The sequence below is a fragment of the Streptococcus bovimastitidis genome (genome assembly GCF_001885095.1).
Classification (GTDB): domain Bacteria; phylum Bacillota; class Bacilli; order Lactobacillales; family Streptococcaceae; genus Streptococcus; species Streptococcus bovimastitidis.
Genome location: NZ_LZDD01000003.1, coordinates 162,872 through 187,336 on the forward strand (window position 1 = coordinate 162,872; position 24,465 = coordinate 187,336).

The 24,465-nt window shown below is 36.2% G+C and carries 17 protein-coding genes, 1 tRNA gene, 1 other RNA gene and 5 pseudogenes; 16 read left to right on the top strand and 8 right to left on the bottom strand.

What is annotated here, in order from left to right; genetic code table 11:
* Positions 1-1,049: 1,049 nt before the first annotated feature.
* The gene (locus tag A9Q68_RS11085) at positions 1,050-5,705 is read right to left on the bottom strand and encodes a hypothetical protein (protein ID WP_276204050.1); all 4,656 of its coding nucleotides are present in this window, start codon (positions 5,703-5,705) and stop codon (positions 1,050-1,052) included.
* Between the two features lie 493 nt (positions 5,706-6,198).
* On the opposite strand from A9Q68_RS11085, the pseudogene A9Q68_RS10990 reads away from it, so the two are divergent.
* The 4 genes and pseudogenes from A9Q68_RS10990 to A9Q68_RS09255 all read left to right on the top strand — a co-directional run bounded on the left by A9Q68_RS10990 (position 6,199) and on the right by A9Q68_RS09255 (position 9,324).
* Positions 6,199-6,491 (top strand): annotated as a pseudogene (locus A9Q68_RS10990) (type II toxin-antitoxin system RelB/DinJ family antitoxin).
* Between the two features lie 513 nt (positions 6,492-7,004).
* Positions 7,005-7,817, top strand: a complete 813-nt coding sequence (locus tag A9Q68_RS09245; RefSeq protein WP_071794414.1) for an aldo/keto reductase — start codon at positions 7,005-7,007, stop codon at positions 7,815-7,817.
* Positions 7,818-8,234: 417 nt separating this feature from the next.
* Positions 8,235-8,936: pseudogene (locus tag A9Q68_RS09250) on the top strand (replication initiation factor domain-containing protein); the annotation flags it as partial.
* A 10-nt stretch (positions 8,937-8,946) separates the two neighbouring features.
* Positions 8,947-9,324, top strand: a complete 378-nt coding sequence (locus tag A9Q68_RS09255; protein ID WP_071794415.1) for a hypothetical protein — start codon at positions 8,947-8,949, stop codon at positions 9,322-9,324.
* A gap of 20 nt (positions 9,325-9,344) precedes the next feature.
* Here A9Q68_RS09255 and A9Q68_RS09260 read toward each other — a convergent pair whose 3' ends face one another.
* The gene (locus A9Q68_RS09260) at positions 9,345-10,202 is read right to left on the bottom strand and encodes a cation diffusion facilitator family transporter (RefSeq protein ID WP_071794416.1); all 858 of its coding nucleotides are present in this window, start codon (positions 10,200-10,202) and stop codon (positions 9,345-9,347) included.
* Between the two features lie 136 nt (positions 10,203-10,338).
* On the opposite strand from A9Q68_RS09260, the gene A9Q68_RS09265 reads away from it, so the two are divergent.
* The 6 genes and pseudogenes from A9Q68_RS09265 to A9Q68_RS09295 all read left to right on the top strand — a co-directional run bounded on the left by A9Q68_RS09265 (position 10,339) and on the right by A9Q68_RS09295 (position 15,009).
* The gene (locus A9Q68_RS09265; RefSeq protein WP_071794417.1) at positions 10,339-10,863 is read left to right on the top strand and encodes a TetR/AcrR family transcriptional regulator; all 525 of its coding nucleotides are present in this window, start codon (positions 10,339-10,341) and stop codon (positions 10,861-10,863) included.
* A gap of 151 nt (positions 10,864-11,014) precedes the next feature.
* Positions 11,015-11,218, top strand: a pseudogene (locus tag A9Q68_RS09270) (hypothetical protein); the annotation flags it as partial.
* A pseudogene (locus A9Q68_RS09275) lies at positions 11,218-11,575 on the top strand (tyrosine-type recombinase/integrase); the annotation flags it as partial. The pseudogenes A9Q68_RS09270 and A9Q68_RS09275, both read left to right, overlap by 1 nt.
* Before the next feature lie 570 nt (positions 11,576-12,145).
* Positions 12,146-13,249, top strand: a pseudogene (locus A9Q68_RS10610) (IS3 family transposase).
* Between the two features lie 237 nt (positions 13,250-13,486).
* Positions 13,487-14,107, top strand: a complete 621-nt coding sequence (locus A9Q68_RS09290) for a TetR/AcrR family transcriptional regulator (protein ID WP_071794418.1) — start codon at positions 13,487-13,489, stop codon at positions 14,105-14,107.
* Positions 14,104-15,009 carry an alpha/beta fold hydrolase gene (locus A9Q68_RS09295; protein ID WP_071794419.1) on the top strand — a complete coding sequence of 302 codons (906 nt, stop codon included), beginning with the start codon at positions 14,104-14,106 and terminating at the stop codon, positions 15,007-15,009. The genes A9Q68_RS09290 and A9Q68_RS09295 overlap by 4 nt, the downstream gene beginning before the upstream one ends.
* Positions 15,010-15,140: 131 nt before the next feature.
* On the opposite strand, the gene A9Q68_RS09300 is transcribed toward A9Q68_RS09295, so the two are convergent.
* From A9Q68_RS09300 to A9Q68_RS09315, 4 genes are all read right to left on the bottom strand, one after another.
* Positions 15,141-15,213, bottom strand: a tRNA-Lys gene (locus A9Q68_RS09300).
* A gap of 6 nt (positions 15,214-15,219) precedes the next feature.
* Positions 15,220-15,415: non-coding RNA, 6S RNA (gene ssrS, locus A9Q68_RS09305), on the bottom strand.
* Between the two features lie 94 nt (positions 15,416-15,509).
* On the bottom strand, positions 15,510-16,781 hold the full coding sequence (locus A9Q68_RS09310; RefSeq protein ID WP_071794420.1) for a replication-associated recombination protein A: 1,272 nt from the start codon (positions 16,779-16,781) through the stop codon (positions 15,510-15,512).
* Positions 16,782-16,857: 76 nt separating this feature from the next.
* Positions 16,858-17,160, bottom strand: coding sequence for a hypothetical protein (locus A9Q68_RS09315; RefSeq protein ID WP_071794421.1), 303 nt, complete (start codon positions 17,158-17,160; stop codon positions 16,858-16,860).
* Between the two features lie 193 nt (positions 17,161-17,353).
* Between A9Q68_RS09315 and A9Q68_RS09320 the strand changes: the two genes are divergently transcribed.
* On the top strand, positions 17,354-17,533 hold the full coding sequence (locus A9Q68_RS09320; RefSeq protein WP_129587073.1) for a hypothetical protein: 180 nt from the start codon (positions 17,354-17,356) through the stop codon (positions 17,531-17,533).
* Positions 17,534-17,935: 402 nt separating this feature from the next.
* Here A9Q68_RS09320 and A9Q68_RS09325 read toward each other — a convergent pair whose 3' ends face one another.
* Complete coding sequence (locus tag A9Q68_RS09325) at positions 17,936-18,226, bottom strand: hypothetical protein (protein ID WP_131814178.1); 291 nt, start codon at positions 18,224-18,226, stop codon at positions 17,936-17,938.
* 40 nt (positions 18,227-18,266) lie between these two features.
* Positions 18,267-18,545: a hypothetical protein gene (locus tag A9Q68_RS09330; RefSeq protein WP_071794424.1), complete on the bottom strand. Its 279-nt coding sequence runs from the start codon at positions 18,543-18,545 to the stop codon at positions 18,267-18,269.
* Positions 18,546-18,838: 293 nt separating this feature from the next.
* Between A9Q68_RS09330 and A9Q68_RS09335 the strand changes: the two genes are divergently transcribed.
* The 5 genes from A9Q68_RS09335 to A9Q68_RS09355 all read left to right on the top strand — a co-directional run bounded on the left by A9Q68_RS09335 (position 18,839) and on the right by A9Q68_RS09355 (position 24,413).
* Entirely contained in the window at positions 18,839-19,309 is a 471-nt protein-coding gene (locus tag A9Q68_RS09335) for a DUF3013 family protein (RefSeq protein ID WP_071794425.1), read from the top strand.
* A 9-nt stretch (positions 19,310-19,318) separates the two neighbouring features.
* Positions 19,319-20,272, top strand: coding sequence for a 50S ribosomal protein L11 methyltransferase (gene prmA, locus A9Q68_RS09340; RefSeq protein WP_071794426.1), 954 nt, complete (start codon positions 19,319-19,321; stop codon positions 20,270-20,272).
* A complete protein-coding gene (locus A9Q68_RS09345; protein WP_071794427.1) occupies positions 20,272-21,015 on the top strand; it encodes a 16S rRNA (uracil(1498)-N(3))-methyltransferase in 744 nt (247 codons plus the stop codon). The genes prmA and A9Q68_RS09345 overlap by 1 nt, the downstream gene beginning before the upstream one ends.
* A gap of 40 nt (positions 21,016-21,055) precedes the next feature.
* Positions 21,056-22,048, top strand: coding sequence for a LacI family DNA-binding transcriptional regulator (locus A9Q68_RS09350; RefSeq protein WP_071794428.1), 993 nt, complete (start codon positions 21,056-21,058; stop codon positions 22,046-22,048).
* 181 nt (positions 22,049-22,229) lie between these two features.
* Positions 22,230-24,413 (top strand): PTS transporter subunit IIBC, encoded by a 2,184-nt coding sequence (locus tag A9Q68_RS09355; protein WP_071794429.1) that lies wholly within the window; start codon positions 22,230-22,232, stop codon positions 24,411-24,413.
* The last annotated feature ends 52 nt before the right edge of the window (positions 24,414-24,465 follow it).

The window sequence follows — 24,465 nt, forward strand, 5'->3', positions numbered from 1 at the left end:
TCTTTTGAAAAGAGTCAATTAATAAAGTCTAAACAAGCCCTTTTTGAAAACATCACCCTTGCTGCAGTGACTACTACCACAACCACTACCACATATACAGGTGTGGGTTTTGATAAATATAGTAATACGAATATATACTATAAACTCATAGTAACTAATATCGGTGGTGCCCTAAAGTTTACTTATATTGTTGGCTATGATAATCCAGATACTAGTACTGTTGAAAAACCAAATGTAGCTGGTCCAATACAGAACTCACCAGAAACATCAGGTCAACTAATTGATTTAGGTTCTGGCTTTGGTTCAGTTACGTCTGCAACTTCTTATTTTGTTGATTCGAGTGGGAACAAAGTGGCTACACCAGGACAAGCTAGTATGGCAGTATATGATTTAGGAAATGGTCAATATACCTTTCAGAAGCGAGATATAACTGGAACACAAACTACTGCTGGATTAAGCATGGTTACAGAATGGACGGCACCTATAACTTCTCCAACGGGAGATTTAAGTTATGTTGTAACACCATACGCGACACAGGACAATACTGCAACGGGAAGGGTCAATTACTTCTCGGATAAAATTACAGGAACTGACCCAGTCCAGTCAACTTCAACAAGTACGAGCCAAAGCACTTCTACACAACAGTCAACAAGCATTTCAAGAAGTACTTCTATAAGTAATTCAATCGACACTTCAATGAGTGTTAGTCGCTCGGTAAGTTCATCATTAAGTATGTCCACAAGTACATCTTCTAGTGTCTCAAGCTCAACGAGTTTGAGTACATCGAAAAGTGGAAGTCAAAGTGCATCTACCAGCTTAAGTACATCATTAAGTGGAAGTCAAAGTGCATCTACCAGCTTAAGTACATCGAAAAGTGGAAGTCAAAGTGCATCTACCAGCTTAAGTACATCGAAAAGTGGAAGTCAAAGTGCATCTACCAGCTTAAGTACATCATTAAGTGGAAGTCAGAGTACATCTACTAGCTTGAGTACATCATTAAGTGGAAGTCAAAGTACATCTACTAGCTTGAGTACATCATTAAGTGGAAGTCAAAGTACATCTACTAGCTTGAGTACATCATTAAGCGCCAGCACGTCGATTTCAGATTCAACGTCAGCATCTGATTCAGTAAGTACAAGCACATCAATCTCAGACTCGACATCCGTCTCAGACTCAACATCAGTGTCAGATTCAACATCAGCATCTGATTCAACAAGTGTAAGTACATCAGTCTCAGACTCAACATCAGCATCTGATTCAACAAGTGTAAGTACATCGATCTCAGATTCAACAAGTGTAAGTACATCAGTATCAGACTCTACATCAGCATCTGATTCAGTAAGTACAAGCACATCAATCTCAGACTCTACATCAGTAAGTACATCAACAAGTGTATCAGATTCAACGTCAGTCTCAGACTCGACATCCGTCTCAGACTCAACATCAGTGTCAGATTCAACATCAGCATCTGATTCAACAAGTGTAAGTACATCAGTATCAGACTCTACATCAGCATCTGATTCAGTAAGTACAAGTACATCGATCTCAGATTCGACATCAACATCTGATTCAACGTCAGTCTCTGATTCGACATCTGTATCAGATTCAACATCAATAAGTACATCAACAAGTGTTTCAGATTCAACTTCCGTATCAGACTCAACATCAGTGTCAGATTCAACATCAGTAAGTACATCGTTGTCAGATTCAACATCCGTATCAGATTCAACATCAGTCTCTGATTCGACATCCGTATCAGACTCAACATCCGTCTCTGATTCAACATCAGCATCTGATTCAGTAAGTACAAGTACATCGATCTCAGATTCAACATCAACATCTGATTCAACGTCAGTCTCAGATTCGACATCTGTATCAGATTCAACATCAGCATCTGATTCAGTAAGTACAAGCACATCGATCTCAGATTCTACATCCGTATCAGATTCTACATCTGTATCAGATTCAACATCAGCATCTGATTCAGTAAGTACAAGCACATCGATCTCAGATTCAACATCCGTATCAGACTCTACATCCGTATCAGACTCAACATCAGCATCTGATTCAACAAGTGTAAGTACATCGATCTCAGATTCAACATCAGCATCTGATTCAGTAAGTACAAGCACATCGATCTCAGATTCAACATCCGTATCAGACTCAACATCAGCATCTGATTCAGTAAGTACAAGCACATCGATCTCAGATTCTACATCCGTATCAGATTCAACATCCGTATCAGATTCTACATCTGTATCAGATTCAACGTCCGTATCAGACTCTACATCCGTATCAGACTCAACATCAGTGTCAGATTCAACAAGTGTAAGTACATCGATCTCAGATTCGACATCAACATCTGATTCAACGTCAGTCTCAGATTCGACATCGGTCTCAGATTCAACGTCCGTATCAGATTCGACATCCGTATCAGACTCAACATCAGTGTCAGATTCAACATCAGCATCTGATTCAGTAAGTACAAGTACATCGATCTCAGATTCAACATCAGCATCTGATTCAGTAAGTACAAGCACATCGATCTCAGATTCTACATCCGTATCAGATTCAACGTCCGTATCAGACTCAACATCAGTGTCAGATTCAACAAGTGTAAGTACATCGATCTCAGATTCGACATCAACATCTGATTCAACGTCAGTCTCAGATTCGACATCGGTCTCAGATTCAACGTCAGTCTCAGATTCGACATCCGTATCAGACTCGACATCCGTATCAGACTCAACATCCGTCTCTGATTCAACATCAGCATCTGATTCAGTAAGTACAAGTACATCGATCTCAGATTCAACATCAACATCTGATTCAACGTCAGTCTCAGATTCGACATCTGTATCAGATTCAACATCAGCATCTGATTCAGTAAGTACAAGCACATCGATCTCAGATTCTACATCCGTATCAGATTCTACATCCGTATCAGACTCAACATCAGCATCTGATTCAGTAAGTACAAGCACATCGATCTCAGATTCTACATCCGTCTCTGGTTCTACATCCGTCTCTGGTTCTACATCAGTCTCAGACTCAACATCAGTCTCAGACTCAACATCCGTCTCTGATTCAACATCCGTATCAGACTCAACGTCAGTATCAGATTCGATATCTGTCTCAGATTCAACGTCAGTATCAGATTCTACATCCATCTCAGATTCAACATCAGTAAGTACATCGTTGTCAGATTCAACATCCGTATCAGATTCAACATCAGTCTCTGATTCGACATCCGTATCAGACTCAACATCCGTCTCTGATTCAACATCAGCATCTGATTCAGTAAGTACAAGTACATCGATCTCAGATTCAACATCAACATCTGATTCAACGTCAGTCTCAGATTCGACATCTGTATCAGATTCAACATCAGCATCTGATTCAGTAAGTACAAGCACATCGATCTCAGATTCTACATCCGTATCAGACTCTACATCCGTATCAGACTCAACATCAGCATCTGATTCAACAAGTGTAAGTACATCGATCTCAGATTCAACATCAGCATCTGATTCAGTAAGTACAAGCACATCGATCTCAGATTCTACATCCGTATCAGATTCTACATCTGTATCAGATTCAACGTCCGTATCAGACTCAACATCAGTGTCAGATTCAACGTCCGTATCAGACTCAACATCAGTGTCAGATTCAACAAGTGTAAGTACATCGATCTCAGATTCGACATCAACATCTGATTCAACGTCAGTCTCAGATTCGACATCGGTCTCAGATTCAACGTCCGTATCAGATTCGACATCCGTATCAGACTCGACATCCGTATCAGACTCAACATCAGTGTCAGATTCAACATCAGCATCTGATTCAGTAAGTACAAGTACATCGATCTCAGATTCAACATCAGCATCTGATTCAGTAAGTACAAGCACATCGATCTCAGATTCTACATCCGTATCAGATTCTACATTTGTATCAGATTCAACGTCCGTATCAGACTCAACATCAGTGTCAGATTCAACAAGTGTAAGTACATCGATCTCAGATTCGACATCAACATCTGATTCAACGTCAGTCTCAGATTCGACATCGGTCTCAGATTCAACGTCCGTATCAGATTCGACATCCGTATCAGACTCTACATCCGTATCAGACTCAACATCCGTATCAGACTCAACATCAGTGTCAGATTCAACATCAGCATCTGATTCAGTAAGTACAAGTACATCGATCTCAGATTCAACATCAGTAAGTACATCGTTCTCAGATTCAACGTCCGTATCAGATTCGACATCTGTATCAGATTCAACATCAGCATCTGATTCAGTAAGTACAAGCACATCGATCTCAGATTCTACATCCGTATCAGATTCAACGTCCGTATCAGACTCTACATCCGTATCAGACTCAACATCAGTGTCAGATTCAACAAGTGTAAGTACATCGATCTCAGATTCGACATCAACATCTGATTCAACGTCAGTCTCAGATTCGACATCGGTCTCAGATTCAACGTCCGTATCAGATTCGACATCCGTATCAGACTCGACATCCGTATCAGATTCAACATCCGTATCAGACTCAACATCAGCATCTGATTCAGTAAGTACAAGCACATCGATCTCAGATTCTACATCCGTATCAGATTCTACATCTGTATCAGATTCAACATCAGCATCTGATTCAGTAAGTACAAGCACATCGATCTCAGATTCTACATCCGTCTCTGGTTCTACATCCGTCTCTGGTTCTACATCCGTCTCTGGTTCTACATCCGTCTCAGACTCAACATCAGTCTCAGACTCAACATCCGTATCAGACTCAACGTCAGTATCAGATTCGATATCTGTCTCAGATTCAACGTCAGTATCAGATTCTACATCCATCTCAGACTCAACGTCAGTATCAGATTCGATATCTGTCTCAGATTCAACGTCAGTATCAGATTCGATATCAGTATCAGATTCAACATCCATCTCTGACTCAACATCCGTCTCTGATTCTACATCCGTATCAGACTTAATGTCAGTATCAGATTCAACGTCAGTATCATTGAGTACATCAACAAGTGTTTCTGATTCAACGTCAGTCTCTGATTCTACATCCGTATCAGACTCAACGTCAGTATCAGATTCGATATCAGTTTCTGATTCAACGTCAGTCTCTGATTCAACATCAGTCTCTGACTCAACGTCAGTAAGTACATCGTTGTCAGATTCTACATCAGTTTCATTGAGTACATCAACAAGTGTTTCTGATTCTACATCCGTCTCTGATTCTACATCCGTCTCAGACTCAACATCCGTCTCAGACTCAACGTCAGTCTCAGACTCAACATCAGTTTCATTGAGTACATCAACAAGTGTTTCTGATTCAACGTCAGTCTCAGACTCAACATCCGTCTCTGATTCTACATCCGTATCAGACTCAACATCCGTCTCTGATTCAACATCCGTATCAGATTCGATATCTGTCTCAGATTCAACGTCAGTATCAGATTCTACATCCATCTCAGACTCAACGTCAGTATCAGATTCGATATCTGTCTCAGATTCAACGTCAGTATCAGATTCGATATCCGTATCAGATTCAACATCCGTCTCTGATTCAACGTCAGTATCAGATTCAACATCAGTTTCATTGAGTACATCAACAAGAGTTTCTGACTCAACCTCAATTTCTGATTCGATATCTGTATCAGATTCAACGTCAGTAAGTAGTAGAACCAATAATTTACTGCCTGATACAGGAAGTGATGACTCATTCAATGGAGAGATATATGGGTTACTTGCCTTATTATTAATTATTGGTATGAAAAAAAAGAATGAAAATGAATAAAATAATCTTAAAAAGTCTTAAAAATTAATAAATTTTCTTTATAATTAATATGGGGTATTTGAAATATTATATTTGCTTTTATAACATTTTTAGGGAAGCTCTCTTTCTCTCTCCTATGAATAAAAGATTCCCCATATAATATTGTAAGATACCCTTTACTTATAAACTAAAAGCTGTCCAAAATTGGACAGCTTTTTATGTAAAAAATAGTTTGAAAATCTAATAGTCCAATGATAAACTTTATATTTTTATTAAATATCTGATATAATGACAATTTTAAAAATGTTTGCTTTAAAGGCATCATGATTAAATTTAAAGCTGATATTTATCTGGTATTGCTAATAGTGATACAATTATTATTCAATGAAAAATCGAAGTGATATTATGTCAACAGTTGCAATAAGAGTTGATGATCAATTGAGAGATGATGCTATAGAACTTTTCCAATCTTTGGGTTTGGATATGTGACAGCAGTAAAATTGTTTTTGATTCAGTCTGTTAAAACTCAAAGTATTCCTTTTGATATAAAAAATAAAATATCTATTTCTGATGAGGAATTTCAAAAATTAGTAGAATTAAAATTTAAAGGAATTAGAATAAGAGTTGATGATCCTGAAAGTATAAAAGATTTTTTTGGTGATGAAGATTTTTCAGAATATGAGAAATATTTCAAATGAAAATATAGACGGTATTTTACAAGATTTTAGTATAAGTGTTAGTACTTTAAATAGTTTTTTAAGATGTCCATTAAGTCTTTCCTTATGTTGACGTGTTAGGAGTTCTTATGAGTAAAGATGATATCTTATCTGGTTTTTCCTAGATAACTTTTGATCAACTTATTAATGAATCACTTTTAATACCAAATGTGGTACAATTAATTAATGCACTTTCAAATTTTATTGATTTTCAAGCATCAAATATTTTTGGACATTTTTCGAGTTTTCAAATAGCATCATTAATGGTGAAAAAAGAATTTGGATATGCAATAATAAATAAAGGATCAGTCATGAGTGAAGATAAAGACCTTTGTTTTAGAGTTTTGGAACCATATATATATATATTGAATCAAAACTGATTTGGCGTAAAACAAAAAATCTCGATAAGAAACTAGATTATTTTATTACACAATTAAATAAACATATTTTTGAATTAACATCCGAAAGTAAAATGAAAGATTAAGGTGAAAAATTTTGGAATATCTCACATTAAATACTGGGGCAAAAATGCCTATTGTCGGACTGGGGACATGGAACCTTTCTGGGCAAGAATGCGTAGATACAGTTTCAAAAGCTATTGATAATGGCTATCAATTAATAGATACAGCTCAGATGTATGATAATGAAAGAGAAGTAGGTTTTGCAATTGCTAATAGTAAAATGAATCGCGAAAGTCTTTTCATAACAACAAAACTAGATAGTAGAAGTAACAGTTATCAAAAAGCCAAAGATCGAATAAACCAATCCTTAAGTAACTTAAATGTTGATTATCTTGATTTACTACTTATCCATGAACCTTACTCATCGGATGTAGAAATTTATCGTGCCATGGAAGAAGCTTTAAAAGAAGGAAAAATAAAGGCCATTGGACTTTCCAATTATAATAAAAACAATTACCAAAGAATACTAGAAAATTGTAAGATCATTCCTGCTGTTAATCAAATTGAATCTCACTTGTTTTTCCAACGACAATCATTTCAAAATTTCTTATCGACACAAGGAACATTGATCCAGGCATGGTCGCCATTATCACAAAATAAAGTAGATTTAACAAAAATATCCGAAATATCATCTATAGCAGACCATTACAGTAAAACTCCAGCTCAAGTAGTCTTACGTTTTATGATACAACGAGGTATATCTGTGATTCCCAAAACAAGACGAGAAGAGAGATTGATTGAAAATATATCTTTATTTGATTTTGAATTATCTAAAAGTGAGATGGAAACATTGTTCCAACTTGACAAGGATGAGACTCTTTTTAAATGGACTATTGGATTGAATTAAAAGGATAAATTTGGATAAACGAAGATTAAGAAATATAAAGTGAAATATATATAACAAAACGAATAGCAGAACGGTGATACTGAACTTCTATATCGTAAATCACGAAATTATTTAAAAATGAATAAAATAGTTTAAAAGTGCTAAATATTTTTTAGTGCTTTTAAACTACCCTAAAACTGATCTTTTAAGGTTGTATCTTGCAAATTTCAGCTGTTAAAGTAAGTGCTTTCATGTTATTATTAAAAATTTTTGAAAACTAGTAGTTTATGATTGAGGAAAATGCTATGAATTTGGTAGATTATGAAAGACAAGAGGAGCTGAGTAGAGCAAATCAATTGTTTTCAGAAAGCAACAATTTACAAAAAAGACAATTAGATCAACTACAAAATGTTGGATACTTTCAAAGTTAAAGTAATAGTTGATGAATTGTATCTAGGCTATGACAGAGAAGATGAGCAATTTTTACTATCGGATATGATTGCAAAATATTATCGTCAAGAGTTAGATTTTGAAAGTTTGAGAACTTGGAATTATGTAGGTGGCGGTTCTTTAAATTTTTCGAATGTGGAAGAGATTGAGCAGAATAGACAAGGCATATCGCTTTATTTTGGTAGTCGTCAATCAGAAATGTATTTTAACTTTTATGAAAAACGTTATGAAATTGCAAAGCAGGAAGGAATTACTGTTGAAGAAGCATTAGAAATTTTTGAGTTGTGGAATCGTTATGAAATACGCTTATCTCAAAGTAAAGCTAATGTAGTTGTGGATGAATTTATTTCTGGAGTTCCAATTGGTGAAATTTCAAGAGGTTTAATAGTTAGTAAAATAGATGTTTATGATGGAAAAAATGCTTATGGAACTTTTAAAGCAGATAAAAAATGGCAATTAATGTTTGGTGGTGTTGAGCCTTTAAAATTTGTCACTAAACCAGAAGCTTATAGTATTGAACGAACGTTACGTTGGTTAAATGATTCTGTATCACCTTCTTTAGCTATGATTAGAGAGTATGACATGATTGTTGAAGGTGATTATTTACAAACCATTATTAATTCTGGTGAAGTAAATGAACGTGGTGAAAAGATACTTGATGGTATTAAAGCTAGTTTAGGTATTTTGTAGGAGGAAAGTTTTGTATAGTAATAGAGAGTTTGCTTATATTATTTATAGGCAAAATAATTTAGAAAAAATGATAGATTTACTTATTTCTATGATTTCTGATCGAGAGTTTTATTATCCTGAAATTAATCAAGGTGAATTAAGTGACTATCAAAAAGATATTTTTGATCTCATTCAATTTGGCTATGGTGGTTTCTATGAAGTTAAGAAAGAATATGAAGATAGACTCCAACAGTTGACAACATTGAAACGAAAGTTACTTAAGTTTGGTTTGGTTATGCAATCTCTAGAAAAACAAAAGGAGATAGTTATTCGTTTAGCTGGTAAATATCGTTTTGAAAAAAGAATTTTGATGAAAATAGAAATATTTAGAGGTGAGGAATATGATTGAAAAGTTGTTAGAAATAAGCATTAATTAGTATTGCAAAGCTTTTTATGATCTTCTATTGAGGTATCAATTTCAATAGTGATAGAAGAAATATTGTAGTTTTTACAAATTTGCCTAATAGATTGTTTGCATTCATCTTTAAAATTATAATTGGTTAAGCAACAATGAATAATTATTTTATTATCGATGCCATCCATTGACCAAACATTGAGTTGATTAATAGACTTGATGTGAGGTACTTGTTTTAAATCATAAGATAGAGATTGGTAGTTAATGGAATCAGGGACACCATCTAAAAAGATTTTCAAATTAGATATAAATTTTGGTGTTGCCTTTGATAATATGAAAATAGAAATTAAAATTGATAATAAAGGATCAAGAAAGTACCAAGGTTTCAAATTTAGGATAAGCGATAGAATGAGAATAGCAATCCATCCAAGTATATCTTCTAAGAAATGAAGACTAAGAATTTCTTCATTTTTAGTTTTTCCTGAGTGGGTGGCAATACTGGCTAAACCATTGACAAAAATGGCGATAATAGATAATATCGTCATTCCTTGATAATTAACAAATTTAGGGTTCCATAATTTGGGGATATTTTCAATAATGACCCAAGAGGAACCGCTTAGAAGAATTAAACTGGTTATTAAAGCACCTAATAGGCTAAATCTTTTATAACCTAATGAAAATTTAGAATCTTCATTTCTAGAAGCTGTTTTTTCTAAGAAAGCTGAAAAGCCAATGGCTATAGCATCTCCAAAATCATGAATAGAGTCAGCCAATATAGCTCCTGAAAGAAAAATATTTCCATAAATGAACTCAATAATTGAAAAACAAAGATTTAAAATAAAAACAATCATAATTTTTTTACTTGATGTCATGTGTCACTCCTTTTGTTATACTAATATTAAAATATATTCTTTGAGTCTATTATCTATAAAATAATAGAAAGTTGCTAGAAACAATAATGAACATCTGTTCATTATAGAACAGAAAATAGAAAGTGTCCGTAAAAATATGAATAGACAGATTCAAAAAACCAAATCAGCAATTTACAATGCTTTTATTCAGTTATTACAAGAGGATGATTACTCACAAATAACTGTTCAAGATATTATAAGTCTTGCGAATGTAGGAAGAACTACTTTTTATTCACACTATGAGAGTAAAGAAGTATTATTAAAAGAACTTTGTGAAGAACTATTTCATCATTTGTTTAAACAAAAAAGTAATGTTACTTTAAAAGAATACCTAATACATATCTTGAAACATTTTGAGCAAAACATAAATAGTATTGCTACATTATTATTATCCAATGATCCATACTTTTTATTACGTTTTAAAAGCGAATTAGTACATGATGTTTATCCCAAATTACGTCAAGATTACATAGTTAGTAAACAGCTATCAGAAGAATTTATAATGCAATTTGTTTTGTCTAGTTTTATTGAAACTGTAAAATGGTGGCTTCATCAAAGGCCAAAACAAAGACTATCAGCTGAGGAGTTATTGAATTCTTATTTAATTATGATAACGGGATAGGAAAAAATATATTTGAAATCATTATAAAAAGAAAAAAAAGAGGACCTAAGGGTTCTTTTTTTGTGGGAGAAATTATGAAAATAAGGTGCCCAACCGTCATAAGTTGATTTATTGGTATTGAATATAAAAAAAGAAAAAGAGGAAAAACAAAATGTCAAATACACGTTCAGAAGCAGATAAAAAATTGTTAAATGTAGCTCATGAGTTATCAGAATTACTAGTAGGTCATTCTTATGATCAAGCTTGGGAGAAAGCTTGGGAGAAAGCTGGAGAGTTAAATAGTTTACTTAAGAGACGTGAAGAATTTACTTTGCCAGAATATATGATTGATATGATGGAACAACACCTAAAATCATAGCTTTAATATTAAGTCGGTTGTATGATGATCAGCAAGTTATGTTGAAAAATTTAAAAATTGTAAACATGAATAATCAAATATTTTATGACTATAGATATGGTGTTTCGACAAATAGTGCGATAAATAAAAGTCTTAAAAAATGTTTTAAAAATATTAAATATTAATTCAAAAATGACGGCAACAGGTGCAAGGCATACTTATGGAAGTTACTTATTAGCAAAAGGTGTAGATATTTAGGTAGTTGCAAAGTTAATGGGTCATAAGGATATTACACAGTTACTAGAGACTTATGGTCGTGTTTTGACAGCGGTAATCAATAAAGAATATGAAACTGTTAGGAATTTAGTTTCTTAAAGTAAATTTTTAAAAATAAATTTTCTAGAACAAATTTAGAACAAATTTAAAAAACAAAGAAAAAAACCTTTAAAATTAAGGTTTTCAACTATATTATTAGTGCCCCCTACATAGAGAGTCAATCCTATGATAATGATTTCTACTGTCACTATGTATTTTTATAGGTAATTAAATTTTTCATATTTTATGAAAAATAATCAAACTTTTATTAATATGGAACAAAAATGGAACAAATTTATTTCATTTTTTATCGACGATAGTATTGGGTGGAAAGATTAGTTTTAACTTATTTTTTATTGATTTTAAGTCCGTATTCAAATAATTTATTAGTAAATTTATTCATTATTTACGAATTATCATTAGAATTTTTAAATTCTTCCTCTAAAATATTGAAAAAATAACAAAAGTAGAATCAAGATACCTATTGTACCAATATATATTAAATTATTTGTAAAGATATCTGCAACTTGTAATATTGATAGAGCGGATATAATATAAATTGAATAGGTTACACTAAACTAGACAGAAATTATAAAGTGTTCTACACTTAAGAAAAATAGGAGAAAAACCATGTCTAGAAAAGTACGTCGTCACTTCACCGATGATTTTAAGCAACAAATTGTTGACCTTTACAATGCTGGTAGAAAGCGTAGTAGTCTCATCAAGGAATATGAGTTAACCCCTTCCACCTTCGATAAGTGGGTCAGACAAGCCAAAACAACAGGTTCATTCAAGTCTGTTGATAATCTGACAGATGAACAGCGGGAGCTGATTGAACTCAGGAAACGCAATAAAGAACTCGAAATAACTCGAAATGCAATTAGATATCCTAAAGCAAGCGGCGGTGATTATGGCACAAAAAGGGAAATAATCACTGCTAATAAGGATAAATACAGCATTTCAAAGATGTGTCGCTGGCTGAATATGCCACGCTCAAGTTATTACTATCAAGCCGTGGAGTCAGTATCTGAAACGGAGTTTTAAGAACTATTAAAAGAATTTTCCTCGAGAGCGAATCCAGATACGGATCCAGAAAAATCAAAATATGTTTGAATAACGAAGGCATCACACTTTCACGTCGTCGGATTCGACGCATCATGAAGCGACTCAATTTGGTTTCTGTTTATCAGAAAGCCACCTTCAAACCACATTCCAGAGGCAAGAATGAAGCCTCTATTCCCAACCACTTAGACAGGCAATTTAAGCAAGAAAGACCACTACAAGTCTTAGTAACTGACTTAACCTATGTTCGTGTAGGCAATCGTTGGGCTTATGTTTGCCTCATCATTGACCTATACAACCGGTCTGTCTCTTGGTTGGCACAAGACCGCTGAACTCGTTAAGGAAGCCATACAAAGCATCCCTTACGCCCTGACCAAAGTCAAGATGTTCCATTCAGATCGTGGCAAAGAGTTTGATAATCAGTTAATTGATGAAATGTTGGAAGCCTTTGGAATCAAACGTTCGCTTAGTCAGGCTGGTTGTCCTTATGACAATGCCGTAGCTGAAAGTACGTATCGTGCTTTCAAAATTGAATTTGTTTATCAAGAAACCTTTCAATCGCTGGAAGAACTAGCTCTTAAGACTAAAGACTATGTTCATTGGTGGAATTACTACCGAATTCATGGTAGTCTCAACTACCAAACACCAATGACTAAAAGATTAATTGCCTAGAAAAACACTTTATAAATTTTGTACAGAAAAGTGTTGCCTTTTCATAGTTTACCTTAAAATAGCACTGTACCAAATTAAGGAGATGCAGTTTTAACAACGTCTGATAGATTGAAAAGATAAATATCAAATTGATATATAAAGCTTTGTTAATCATTATATTATTATTCTACTTGATATTGAAACTATAAGTAGTATAATTAAAATAGGCTAATTTGAATTAGCTTAATTGGAGATAATATGAATACAAAAGAAAAGATAATTTATGAAGCATTAGGGTTATTTTCTAGAAAAGGTTTTGATTCTGTGTATATGAATGAAATAGCAGAAGCAGTAGGGATAAAAACGCCATCATTATATAAACATTACAAGAGTAAACAAGCTATCTTTGATGCATGTTGTGATACTTTTTATGAGAAAATACGTGCTAAGAGTTCAATTATTGGTCTACCTGATAATAATGAAATACAAACATATTATAGTAAAGTCACATTAGTTGAAATGATAAATAATACTATACAACTTTTTGAGTATCATTTATCGGACTACTTTGTATCTAATTTTAGAAAACTATTAATGATTGAAAGATATAATTCTCCAGAACTGGATATACAATTCAAAGAAATATATATTGAATCTGTTATCACTCAGGAAGAAGAAATTTTTAAAATGATGATTACTAATAAAGTAATACCCAAAAATAACTCGCATGTGTTAGCGGTGAAATTTTACTCACCTATATTTTTCTTATTACAGAAATACGACCTTGATCATGAAAAAATTGATGAGGCAAAAAAAGAAATAGAATTAATGGTAACTGATTTTTATTATGCATATATGGAAATGAGAAATGAAAAATGAAAAAAATATTCAATGTATTTCTAACCCTATTATGTTTATTTGTTATTTTCAACATGATATCGTTTTTTAAAGCTTTAAATAAATCTGAAAAAAAGTTAACACATTTAGACCATCGAGAAGTAAAGCTAAGTTATGGGAAAGTAACATATTTAGACCATGGTAATAGTGAAAACATCTTACTTTCCGTTCATGGATTATATGGTGGTTATGATCAAGCCTTTAATAATCTAAAAGATTTTTCTGATACTTATCGAATAATTGCTCCGTCTCGATTTGGTTATCTAGGCAGTGATATAAAAGGAAATGGAAGTCCTGAAGAACAAGTTAGTTCCTTTATTGAACTGTTGAACCATTTAAATATTGATAAGGTATTTGTAGTTGGTACGTCTGCAGGTGGAACAGTTGCTATAAAATTTGCTCTTGATCATCCAGAGAGATGTAGAGGACTAATTTTATATAGTTCAGCTTCTCCTTGGGACAAAAAACCTAATCATGTTCCAAAGCGATTGGGACCTCCTGAATTTTTAAATAATAATATTGCAATGTGGTTAATATCACCATTTTTTGATCAAACGATGGGGATGAAGCCAAGTACGATTTATCAAATGTTTCCGATTGATAAAAGAGCAAAAGGTGTCAATATAGATAGTGACATTACCAATCGAGATATGGCAGTTAATTTTAACGATTATAGGATTGAAGATTTAAAAGTACCGACATTGATCATACATTCAGAAGATGATAAAGTTGCACCATACTCCGCTCCACAAGGTCACGTTAAACAATCTCTTTATAGGTATCCAAGGTTAACAAAAAAGATCTTCAAAAATGGGGGACATTTGATGGAGGGACATGGAGCTGAAATAAAGAAAACTGTAAAAAAATTTGTGGAAGAGAACTAGCATATAAGTAAGATTGTAAATTTGTCATTGAAATTTAAATTAAGATGTTTTTCGGGGATAAATGATGGGACAAATCCTCTTTAGACAAGGAAAAAAGCCTTTAAATAAAGGCTTTTTTATGTATAGTATGATGCCCCCTACAGGGCTCGAACCTGTGACCCATAGATTAAGAGTCTACTGCTCTACCAACTGAGCTAAGGAGGCACAAAAAAGAAAGCTGTATTGGCACCGGTGGTTCACGATTTGTATTGACACCGCACATTATGAGCAGGTGGGTAACGTGATTTCTCTTTGCAGTTGCTTCCGCGTGATACGGCTTGCATACTAGAGAAATGCTTTGTTTCCCGAAAATACAAAGAAATAGTCGGTCAACACATTGATGTGAACTCGTATGCCACAGCGATTCTTGTTTTTCTATGCTTTTATCATACCACTTTTTGGGAAAAATTCAAGCTAAAATCCCATTTTTTTTGGAAACGGTTGCCTGTTTCCAGTCTTTTTCATGATTGCGACAGTTTGTCAATCCGTTCCTTGTTGGCGCCTAGGGCCCGTTCGTACTTGCCGGTCTCATTGGCCTCGAAGTAGTTTTTGTGCACCAACTTATCGGGCAGGTATTGCTGCTTGACCCATTTTTCTGGGTAGGCATGAGGATAAAGGTAGTCTTGGGCATTTCCCAGTTCTTTGCTGCCGGAATAGTGGTCATCGCGAAGGTGTCTTGGAATAGGGAGATTGCCAGACTTTCTCAGGTCACTGAGTGCAGTATCCATAGCGACGTAGGCTGAGTTTGACTTTGGCGATAAAGCCAAGTCAATAACTACGTTGGCGATTAGGATTCGGGCTTCCGGAAAACCAATCTTTTGGGCGGCTTCCAGTGCCGTAACGGTGTGAATTTGTGCGTCTGGGTTGGCTAAGCCGATATCTTCATAGGCAATGACGGTCAAGCGTCGAGCTAAACTTGGCAGGTCGCCAGCTTCAACCAAGCGAGCTGCGTAATGGAGACTAGCATTGACGTCGGAGCCACGGATGGCCTTTTGCATGGCAGAGAGAACATCATAGTGGCCGTCACCATTTTTATCCATGGTGATGTAACTGCGTTGGAGACTGTTTTCAACGGTGTCCAAAGTGATATGGCGGAGACCATTGGCATCCGGTTCGGTTGACATGACTGCCAGGTCTAGTGAATTATAGGCAGATCTCAGATCGCCATTTGTGGCAGTGGCTATAAAATCAAGAGCATCCTGATCAAGCTGGATGTCAAAAGCAAAGCCTCTTTCTTTGTCGGAGATAGCTGTCGCGATAGCTTTTTTGATAGCCTCATTGGTCAAAGGCTCCAACTCGAAGATTTGCACCCGGCTACGAATAGCGGGAGTAACCGAGAAGAAGGGGTTTTCGGTGGTGGCACCAATCATGATGATATTACCATTTTCCAAAAGTGGTAAGAGGAAGTCCTGTTTGGTTTTGTCCAGGCGATGGATCTCGTCTAGGAGCAGCACCAGACCACCAGAAAACTTGGCTTCTTCAGCAATTTCTTGCAGGCGCTTTTTAGTGTCGGTCGTGGCGTTGAAGGTCCGGAAGGCAAACTTAGTGGTCCCTGCAATCGCGCTAGCAATCGAGGTTTTACCAATTCCCGGCGGTCCAAATAGAATCATTGAAGATAGCATGTTTGCGTCGACCATGCGCCGAATAATCTTCCCAGGTCCAACCAGGTGTTCCTGTCCAATGACTTCAGCAATAGTTCTGGGACGCATTCTCAAGGCTAAATTATCAGGCATCAGAGCCTCCTTTATCGTGTTCTTTAGGCTCTATTGTATCAAAAAATCCCCTTTCTTTCAGGAAAGGGGGATGTGACTAAGGGAAGATTTGGTATCTAAGCCAGATGATCATCACTAATAAGACGAAAAGGATACTGTTTATAACAATATTTTCTTTAAATGGTGTCATCTGATGAAAGAAGACCGTTTTTTGATCTGGGTCACGAGTACCTTTGTATTCTTTGGGGACAAACCACTCTATTAGCCAATAGGTTAATAAGATGATAAAAAATGATAAATTTGCATCTTTTAATAATACAAAAAATATGCCTATAAATAAGATGAAGAATTGACAAATTTTTGCAACTTGTACTTGTCTTAATGTTTTGAGTTTTTTCATAGTCTTCTCCTTAGTCTACCTATAGGGTCATTTTACTGCTAAGCTATTCGAAATTCAAGATTTGTTCTTGATTATGAGAAATGTTTTTATCTTTAATCAACGATAGTTTTCTGAGACCGATTTATGCTACAATAGTGTCATTATTAAAGGAATTGAAGAAAAATCTATGAAACGACAAGCAGTGTCCGCGCGAATGGTAAAATCGCTGGGCTGGGAAGATGGGATTATGGAAGTGGAATACATTTCTGGACTGATTCACCAATACCACCAAGTTACCGAGGCAGAATTTGTTCGAGCAACGACGGGAAATATCGATAAAAAAGTTCGTTTAATCGGGAAATCTCACCCTTTTACAAGAGTAGAGAAAGACTAATAGACGCCCTTTGAGGGGCGTCTATTACTTATTGATTGGAGTACTGAATCATTCATTCCCTTGGGACTGATGGTCCTTATAAAGTGAACCACCAATACCACCGAGGAATCCAATTAAGATTAAGAGAATAACGTTACTTATTTTTTTCATCTAAACGTTTCCTCCTATCGATATCATCTTGTAAATTCTTGGCTAGTTTTGACCAAGACCAGGCAAAGACAACTAATAAGATAATGATTACGATTCCCATATATTTTACCTGATTTCCATTGGATAAGAGCATGATAGCAATATCAGCTTTGCCAATCAATGAAAAAGCGGAAGATGTGAAAAGACTAAACTTTTAATGAAGACTTAGAGGACGATACCTTACTTTGTTTAAAATCTGCCATTTTAAGTTGTCTATAATATGGATGCCCATGTTCCACTAATGTCTCGAACAGAAACCTGTTCTTTGTTTAATCCATATTCTTTCCTAAATAATTGTTGGATTTGAGTAAGACTTAATGTGGATTCTCCTTTGTAACCGTTCAAGTGGTCGGCATAGGTCCAGTCGCTTAGTTTAGCAATGTCAGGGAACTCATCAATTTTGGCATTTTCATCTTTAAAGACAATGAGTAGGCGATGCTTAAATTGTTCTGACACACCTAATTTTGTAAATAAGTTATTGCTGACTTCAATCATATTTTTCACACTTTCTTTTGTGAAAACAGACACCCAAAGGGTATCTGTTTTACATTGCTCCTAGGGGACCTGAATTTTGTAAGGGGGTTAAAATGACCTGGTTGAGCTCAAGATTATATTCTGACATAATCATTTCACGTAGCTTTTTGTCACTGATGTGAGAAAGAACGGTATAGACATTATTTCCTTTAGCATGAGAAATAATCTTGATATGCTCCATCACATTAGGATTCTCTGCTAATTCAATAATCTGATCCGTATGTTTGATTGCGATTGAATAGCTGTAACCACGCATTTTTGTAGCTGGGATTTGTCCGATAATTGCCATATTTTTCACACTTTCTAATAAGCATTTTTTAAAATTGAGATAATTATAAGCTTCCCCCCACTTAAAGTCAATCAAATGATAGTAGTATAGTTTTTTAGTATAGTAGCGCTAGATGTAGTGGTAATAACATTTTTAAGGTCTATTAATAGTGATCAATAGCAGACCTATAGGATTGGGCTATAGGAGGAAAATTGGATGCTTTTCATTCTATATTCAATTCTGACTTCTAAAGAAAAATCATTGCTTTTATGCTACAATAGGGTCAAATACATTAGAACGGAATAGGTATATTTATGGCTAAATTTGGCTTCTTATCGATTATTGAAGAAGAAATGGACAAGCATTTTAATTATGACTACGCAATGGATTGGGACAAGAAAAACCATGCGGTGGAAGTGACCTTTGTTTTGGAGGCTCAAAACAAGGCGGCGGTTGAAACCATTGATGACAAGGGTGAAGTGTCGCAAGAGGATATTGTTTTTGAAGACTATGTGCTCTTTTACAATCCTGAAAAGAGTCAATTTGATAAGGAAGACTACTTGGTGGCTATTCCTTATGAGCCTAAGAAGGGCTTGTCTCGTGAATTCTTGCAGTACTTTGCTCAGTTTCTCAACGAGGTAGCGACTGAGGGGCAGAGCGATCTCATGGATTTCTTAGAAGATGACACTAAGGTTGATTTCGGTCTTGATTGGGACGCGCAAGCTTTTGCCAAAGGGCAAGAAGAGCTGCTTGAGTCTGAATTTTTTGCTTATCCACGGTATTAAGGAGAATTTATGAATACTTGGCAAGAGTTGACGGTTTCAGTCCATCGTGAGGCGGAGGAAGCTGTTTCTAATATTTTGATTGAGGCTGGTAGTCAGGGTGTGGCTATTAGTGATAGTGCTGATTACTTGAGGCAGGAGGATCGTTTTGGCGAGCTCTATCCTGAGGTCGAGCAGTCGGAAATGGTTGCTATTACGGGCTATTTCCCGGATAATATGGATTTACAGGCTTTGCGGGCGCAAATTGAGCAAGATTTGCAAGCCTTGAAAGCTTCTGGTTTGGAGACGGGCGAGATTAGCCTGTCTGCTCAGGACTTGGCTGAGGAAGATTGGGCTGACAATTGGAAGAAATACTATGAGCCAGCTCGGATTACGCATGATTTGACTATTGTGCCTTCTTGGACGGATTATGAGGCTAAGGCTGAGGAAAAGGTTATTCGTCTGGATCCGGGTATGGCCTTTGGGACTGGGACGCATCCAACAACTAAGATGAGTCTTTTTGCCTTGGAGCAGGTTCTGCGTGGGGGCGAGACGGTTATTGACGTGGGTACCGGGTCTGGTGTTCTGTCTATCGCCAGCTCTTTATTAGGGGCCAAGGAAATTTTTGCTTTTGATTTGGATGATGTTGCGGTGCGCGTGGCAGAGGAAAATATCGCCTTAAACCAAGGGACGTCTAATATTCATGTGGCTGCTGGTGACCTTCTAAAAGGTGTCGAACAGAAAGCGCAAGTTATTGTTGCTAACATTCTTGCCGACATCCTCATTCATCTGACTGCGGATGCATACCGCCTGGTTGAAGACGAAGGCTATTTGATCATGTCTGGTATTATTTCTGAGAAATGGGACATGGTCCGCAAGTCAGCTGAAGATGCTGGTTTCTTCCTGGAAACCCATATGATTCAAGGGGAATGGAATGCCTGCATTTTCAAAAAAACCGATAATAGAGCAGGAGTGATTGGTGGCTAATGCAACAGTATTTTATTAAAGGTCCTTTTCAAAATCCAATTGTGATTGATGACAAAGAAACCTTGAAACACATGTTTCAGGTTATGCGGTTGACGGATGGCGAACAACTCCACTTGGTTTTTGAAGATGGTATGAAGCGGTTGGCCGTTGTTTCTGATAGCGCAGCCCATGCTTTTACCATTCTTGAAGATCTGGACCAAAACGTTGAGTTGCCGGTTCAAGTGACTATTGCCTCTGGCTTTCCCAAAGGTGATAAATTAGAATTGGTAACGCAGAAGGCGACTGAATTAGGTGCTCATGCCATTTGGGCCTTCCCCGCAGACTGGTCGGTGGCTAAGTGGGACGGCAAAAAATTGGTCAAGAAGCAGGAAAAATTGGAGAAAATCGCTCAAGGAGCGGCGGAACAGAGCAAACGCAATCTGATTCCAGCCATTCAATTATTTGAACAAAAGGCAGCCTTTCTTAAGACCTTGTCGGACTTTGACCAAGTATTCGTAGCCTATGAAGAATCCGCTAAGGTCGGCGAACAAGCTACCCTGGCAAAAGGTTTGAAGGCCTGTCAAGCAGGCGACAAAATCCTCTTCATTTTTGGACCAGAAGGTGGTTTGTCCCCCCAAGAAATCCAAAACTTTGAAACAGCCGGTGCCCAACTTGCAGGCTTAGGTCCCCGCATCATGCGTACCGAAACAGCACCTTTGTATGCCTTAAGTGCTGTCAGCTATGCGCTGGAGTTAGATAAATAAAAAGATTCTCAAAAATAGGATTATTAGTGAGAGAGAACATATGGTAACTATTAAAGATGTTGCAAAGTTGGCTGGGGTCTCGCCCTCGACAGCCTCGAGAGCTTTGCATGACAATAATATGATTAGTCAGGCGACCAAGGACAAGGTCAGAAAAGCCATGGAGGAATTGGATTATTCCCCCAATTATTCGGCACAAAACCTAGTCAAAAAACAATCCAATACAGTTGGTATAATTTTGCCATTTAGAGGAAATGCTGAAGAACTTGGAGATAACCCATTCTTTATGCAGATTATTCAAGGTATTTCGGAAATTTGCAGTAAAGAAGGCTATTTGGTCAGTCTTGCAACAGGTCATTATGAGGAAGAACTCTTAGCAACAGTCCAGAATATGGTTCGAAGTGGACGGATTGCAAAGTTCATTTTTCTCTACTCAAAGACACATGATAAAGTTTTTGATTATATCATGTCTGTAAAAAGTGAATGTGTGGTTGTAGGCCAGTCTTACAATGATGACAATAAGCATGTTCGTTATGTTAATAATGATAACCTTCAGGCAGGTAAGGATGCCACATCTTATCTTTTGAAAAAAGGATACCAACACATTACATATCTCTATACAGATATGGACGAACTTGTGCAAGCAGAACGATACATGGGCTACGCTGAAGAGATGAAGAAAAAAGGCTTAAAAGCCCAGACGGCTCATCTGAAAGAATTATTAAGTGAGAGTTCCTCAAGTAATCAGTCATTGAAAGAATACTTAAATCTACATCCGACAGAAGCTTTTGTCACCTGCGATGATATTTCAGCTATTCAATTACAAGGTCTCTTGAATGAAGAAGATGCTTCGAAAGCAATCATTAGTTTCAATAATTCCATTTTGGCAAAAATTGCTAATCCATCACTAACTTCAGTTGAGATTTTTCCTTATCAGTTAGGAGAGGAAGCAGCTAACCTCCTCTTAAAAGGTGAAACAAATTATCAAAAACCGATTATTGTTTCCCATGCTATAATTGAACGACAATCAAGTTAATCTTTCCCGTTTTTGGGGAAGATTTTTATTTTTTTAAAAAACGTCTTTACAAAAATATAAAAGGAGCATATAATATAGTCAAGGAAACGCAAACGTTTGCGTAAAACGTTTGCATTGCTGTTAATTCTGTGTTTTGTCATTTTTCATGATAAGCACTTTTGAGAGTAATAAGGAGAAAAAAATGAAGACGTCTGTCAAACAGATTTTTAGTTTTGAATTTTGGCAAAAATTTGGCAAATGCTTAATGGTCGTTATTGCTGTAATGCCTGCTGCTGGTTTGATGATAAGTATTGGAAATTCAATTCCAATGATTAACCATGATTCAGCTTTTCTTGCTTCTTTAGGTAATATTGTTGCTCAAATTGGTTGGGCAGTTATTGTTAACTTGCACTTGCTTTTTGCTTTAGCGATCGGTGGTAGTTGGGCTAAAGAACGTGCTGGTGGTGCCTTTGCTTCAGGTTTAGCCTTCATTCTCATCAATCGTATTACAGGTGCCTTTTTCGGTATTAATGCAGCCATGTTAGCTAATCCAGCTGCCAAAGTTTCTAGTTTATTCGGAACACAAATGATTGTCAAAGATTACTTTACTAGTGTCTTAGAAGCACCTGCTTTGAATACTGGAGTCTTCGTTGGGATTATTGCTGGTTTTGTTGGAGCTACTGCTTACAATAAATATTATAATTATCGTAAATTACCAGAAGTGTTAACTTTCTTTAACGGTAAACGTTTCGTACCATTTGTGGTTATTTTACGTTCTGTATTAGTGGCACTAGCTTTAGTTGTTATTTGGCCTCTTATTCAGTCTGGGATTAATGGTTTTGGTAAATGGATTGCTTCATCTCAAGATACAGCACCATTTTTCGCACCATTCTTATACGGAACTTTAGAACGTTTACTTTTACCATTTGGTTTGCACCACATGCTAACGATTCCAATGAACTATACTGCACTTGGTGGAACTTATGAAGTGATGACCGGTGCTAGTCAAGGGTCTAAAGTATTTGGTCAAGATCCTCTTTGGTTAGCTTGGGTAACAGACCTAGTCAACCTTAAAGGAAGTGATTCATCAGCTTATCACCATTTAATGACCAGTGTTACACCTGCACGTTTCAAAGTAGGGCAAATGATTGGGGCAACTGGTACTCTTATGGGTGTTGCATTAGCTATGTATCGCAATGTTGATGATGATAAAAAATCTAAATATAAAATGATGTTCATTTCAGCTGCAGCAGCGGTATTCTTAACAGGGGTTACTGAGCCACTTGAATACATGTTCATGTTTGCGGCTATGCCTCTTTACATTGTCTATGCTGTTGTACAAGGGGCTTCATTTGCCATGGTTGACTTGGTAAACTTACGTGTTCACTCTTTCGGTAATATTGAATTATTGACGCGGACTCCTATGGCACTTAAAGCTGGCTTAGGTATGGATTTACTTAACTTCGTATGGGTATCAATCCTCTTTGGAGCAATCATGTACTTTATTTCTGATTTCATGATTAAAAAAATGAACTTGGCAACTGCTGGTCGTTTAGGTAATTATGATGCTGATATGTTGGAAAATACAGAAACTACAAGTGCTTCGTCAGAAACAGCTGATGCTAATTCTCAAGTTGTTCAAATCATTAATCTCCTTGGTGGTGCTGAGAATATTACTGATGTGGATGCTTGTATGACACGACTTCGTGTTTCTGTTAAGGATGCACAAGCCGTAGGTAATGAAGCCGCTTGGAAAAAAGCAGGTGCTATGGGACTCATCGTTAAAGGTTCAGGGGTCCAAGCTGTTTATGGTCCAAAAGCTGATATTTTAAAATCGGATGTTCAAGATTTACTTGACTCGGATGTCGCAATTCCGCAGTCTGATTTCTCAGCTAAAGCATCAGAAGAAACAAATACTGTTTCAAAAGGTATTTCAGAGGACATCCTTTCGGTGGCTGATGGTCAAGTCATTCCAATCACAGAAGTGAAAGACCAAGTATTTGCTGGTAAAATGATGGGGGATGGCTTTGCGGTTGAACCAAGTTCTTCTGAAGTATTTGCTCCGGTTACAGGTACTATAACCAGTATTTTCCCAACTAAACATGCCCTAGGTATCTTAACGGATTCTGGTTTGGAAGTTTTAGTACATGTTGGCTTAGATACTGTAGACTTGGACGGTGTTCCATTTGATTTGCAAGTTGAGACTGGTCAAAAAGTTGAAGCTGGTGACCTTTTAATCAAAGTTGACTATCAAGCAATCAAGTCTGCAGGGAAAGAATCAACTATCGTTGTGGTTTTCACCAATCAGGAACTTGTCAAAGAAGTCACATTGACTGCCCAAGGGCAACAAGCTGCTAAAAAACAAGTAGCTACTGTTAAAATGTAAGAGATAATAGAGTCATTCTCACCTCATTTAAAAGGGATGAGAATGACTCTCT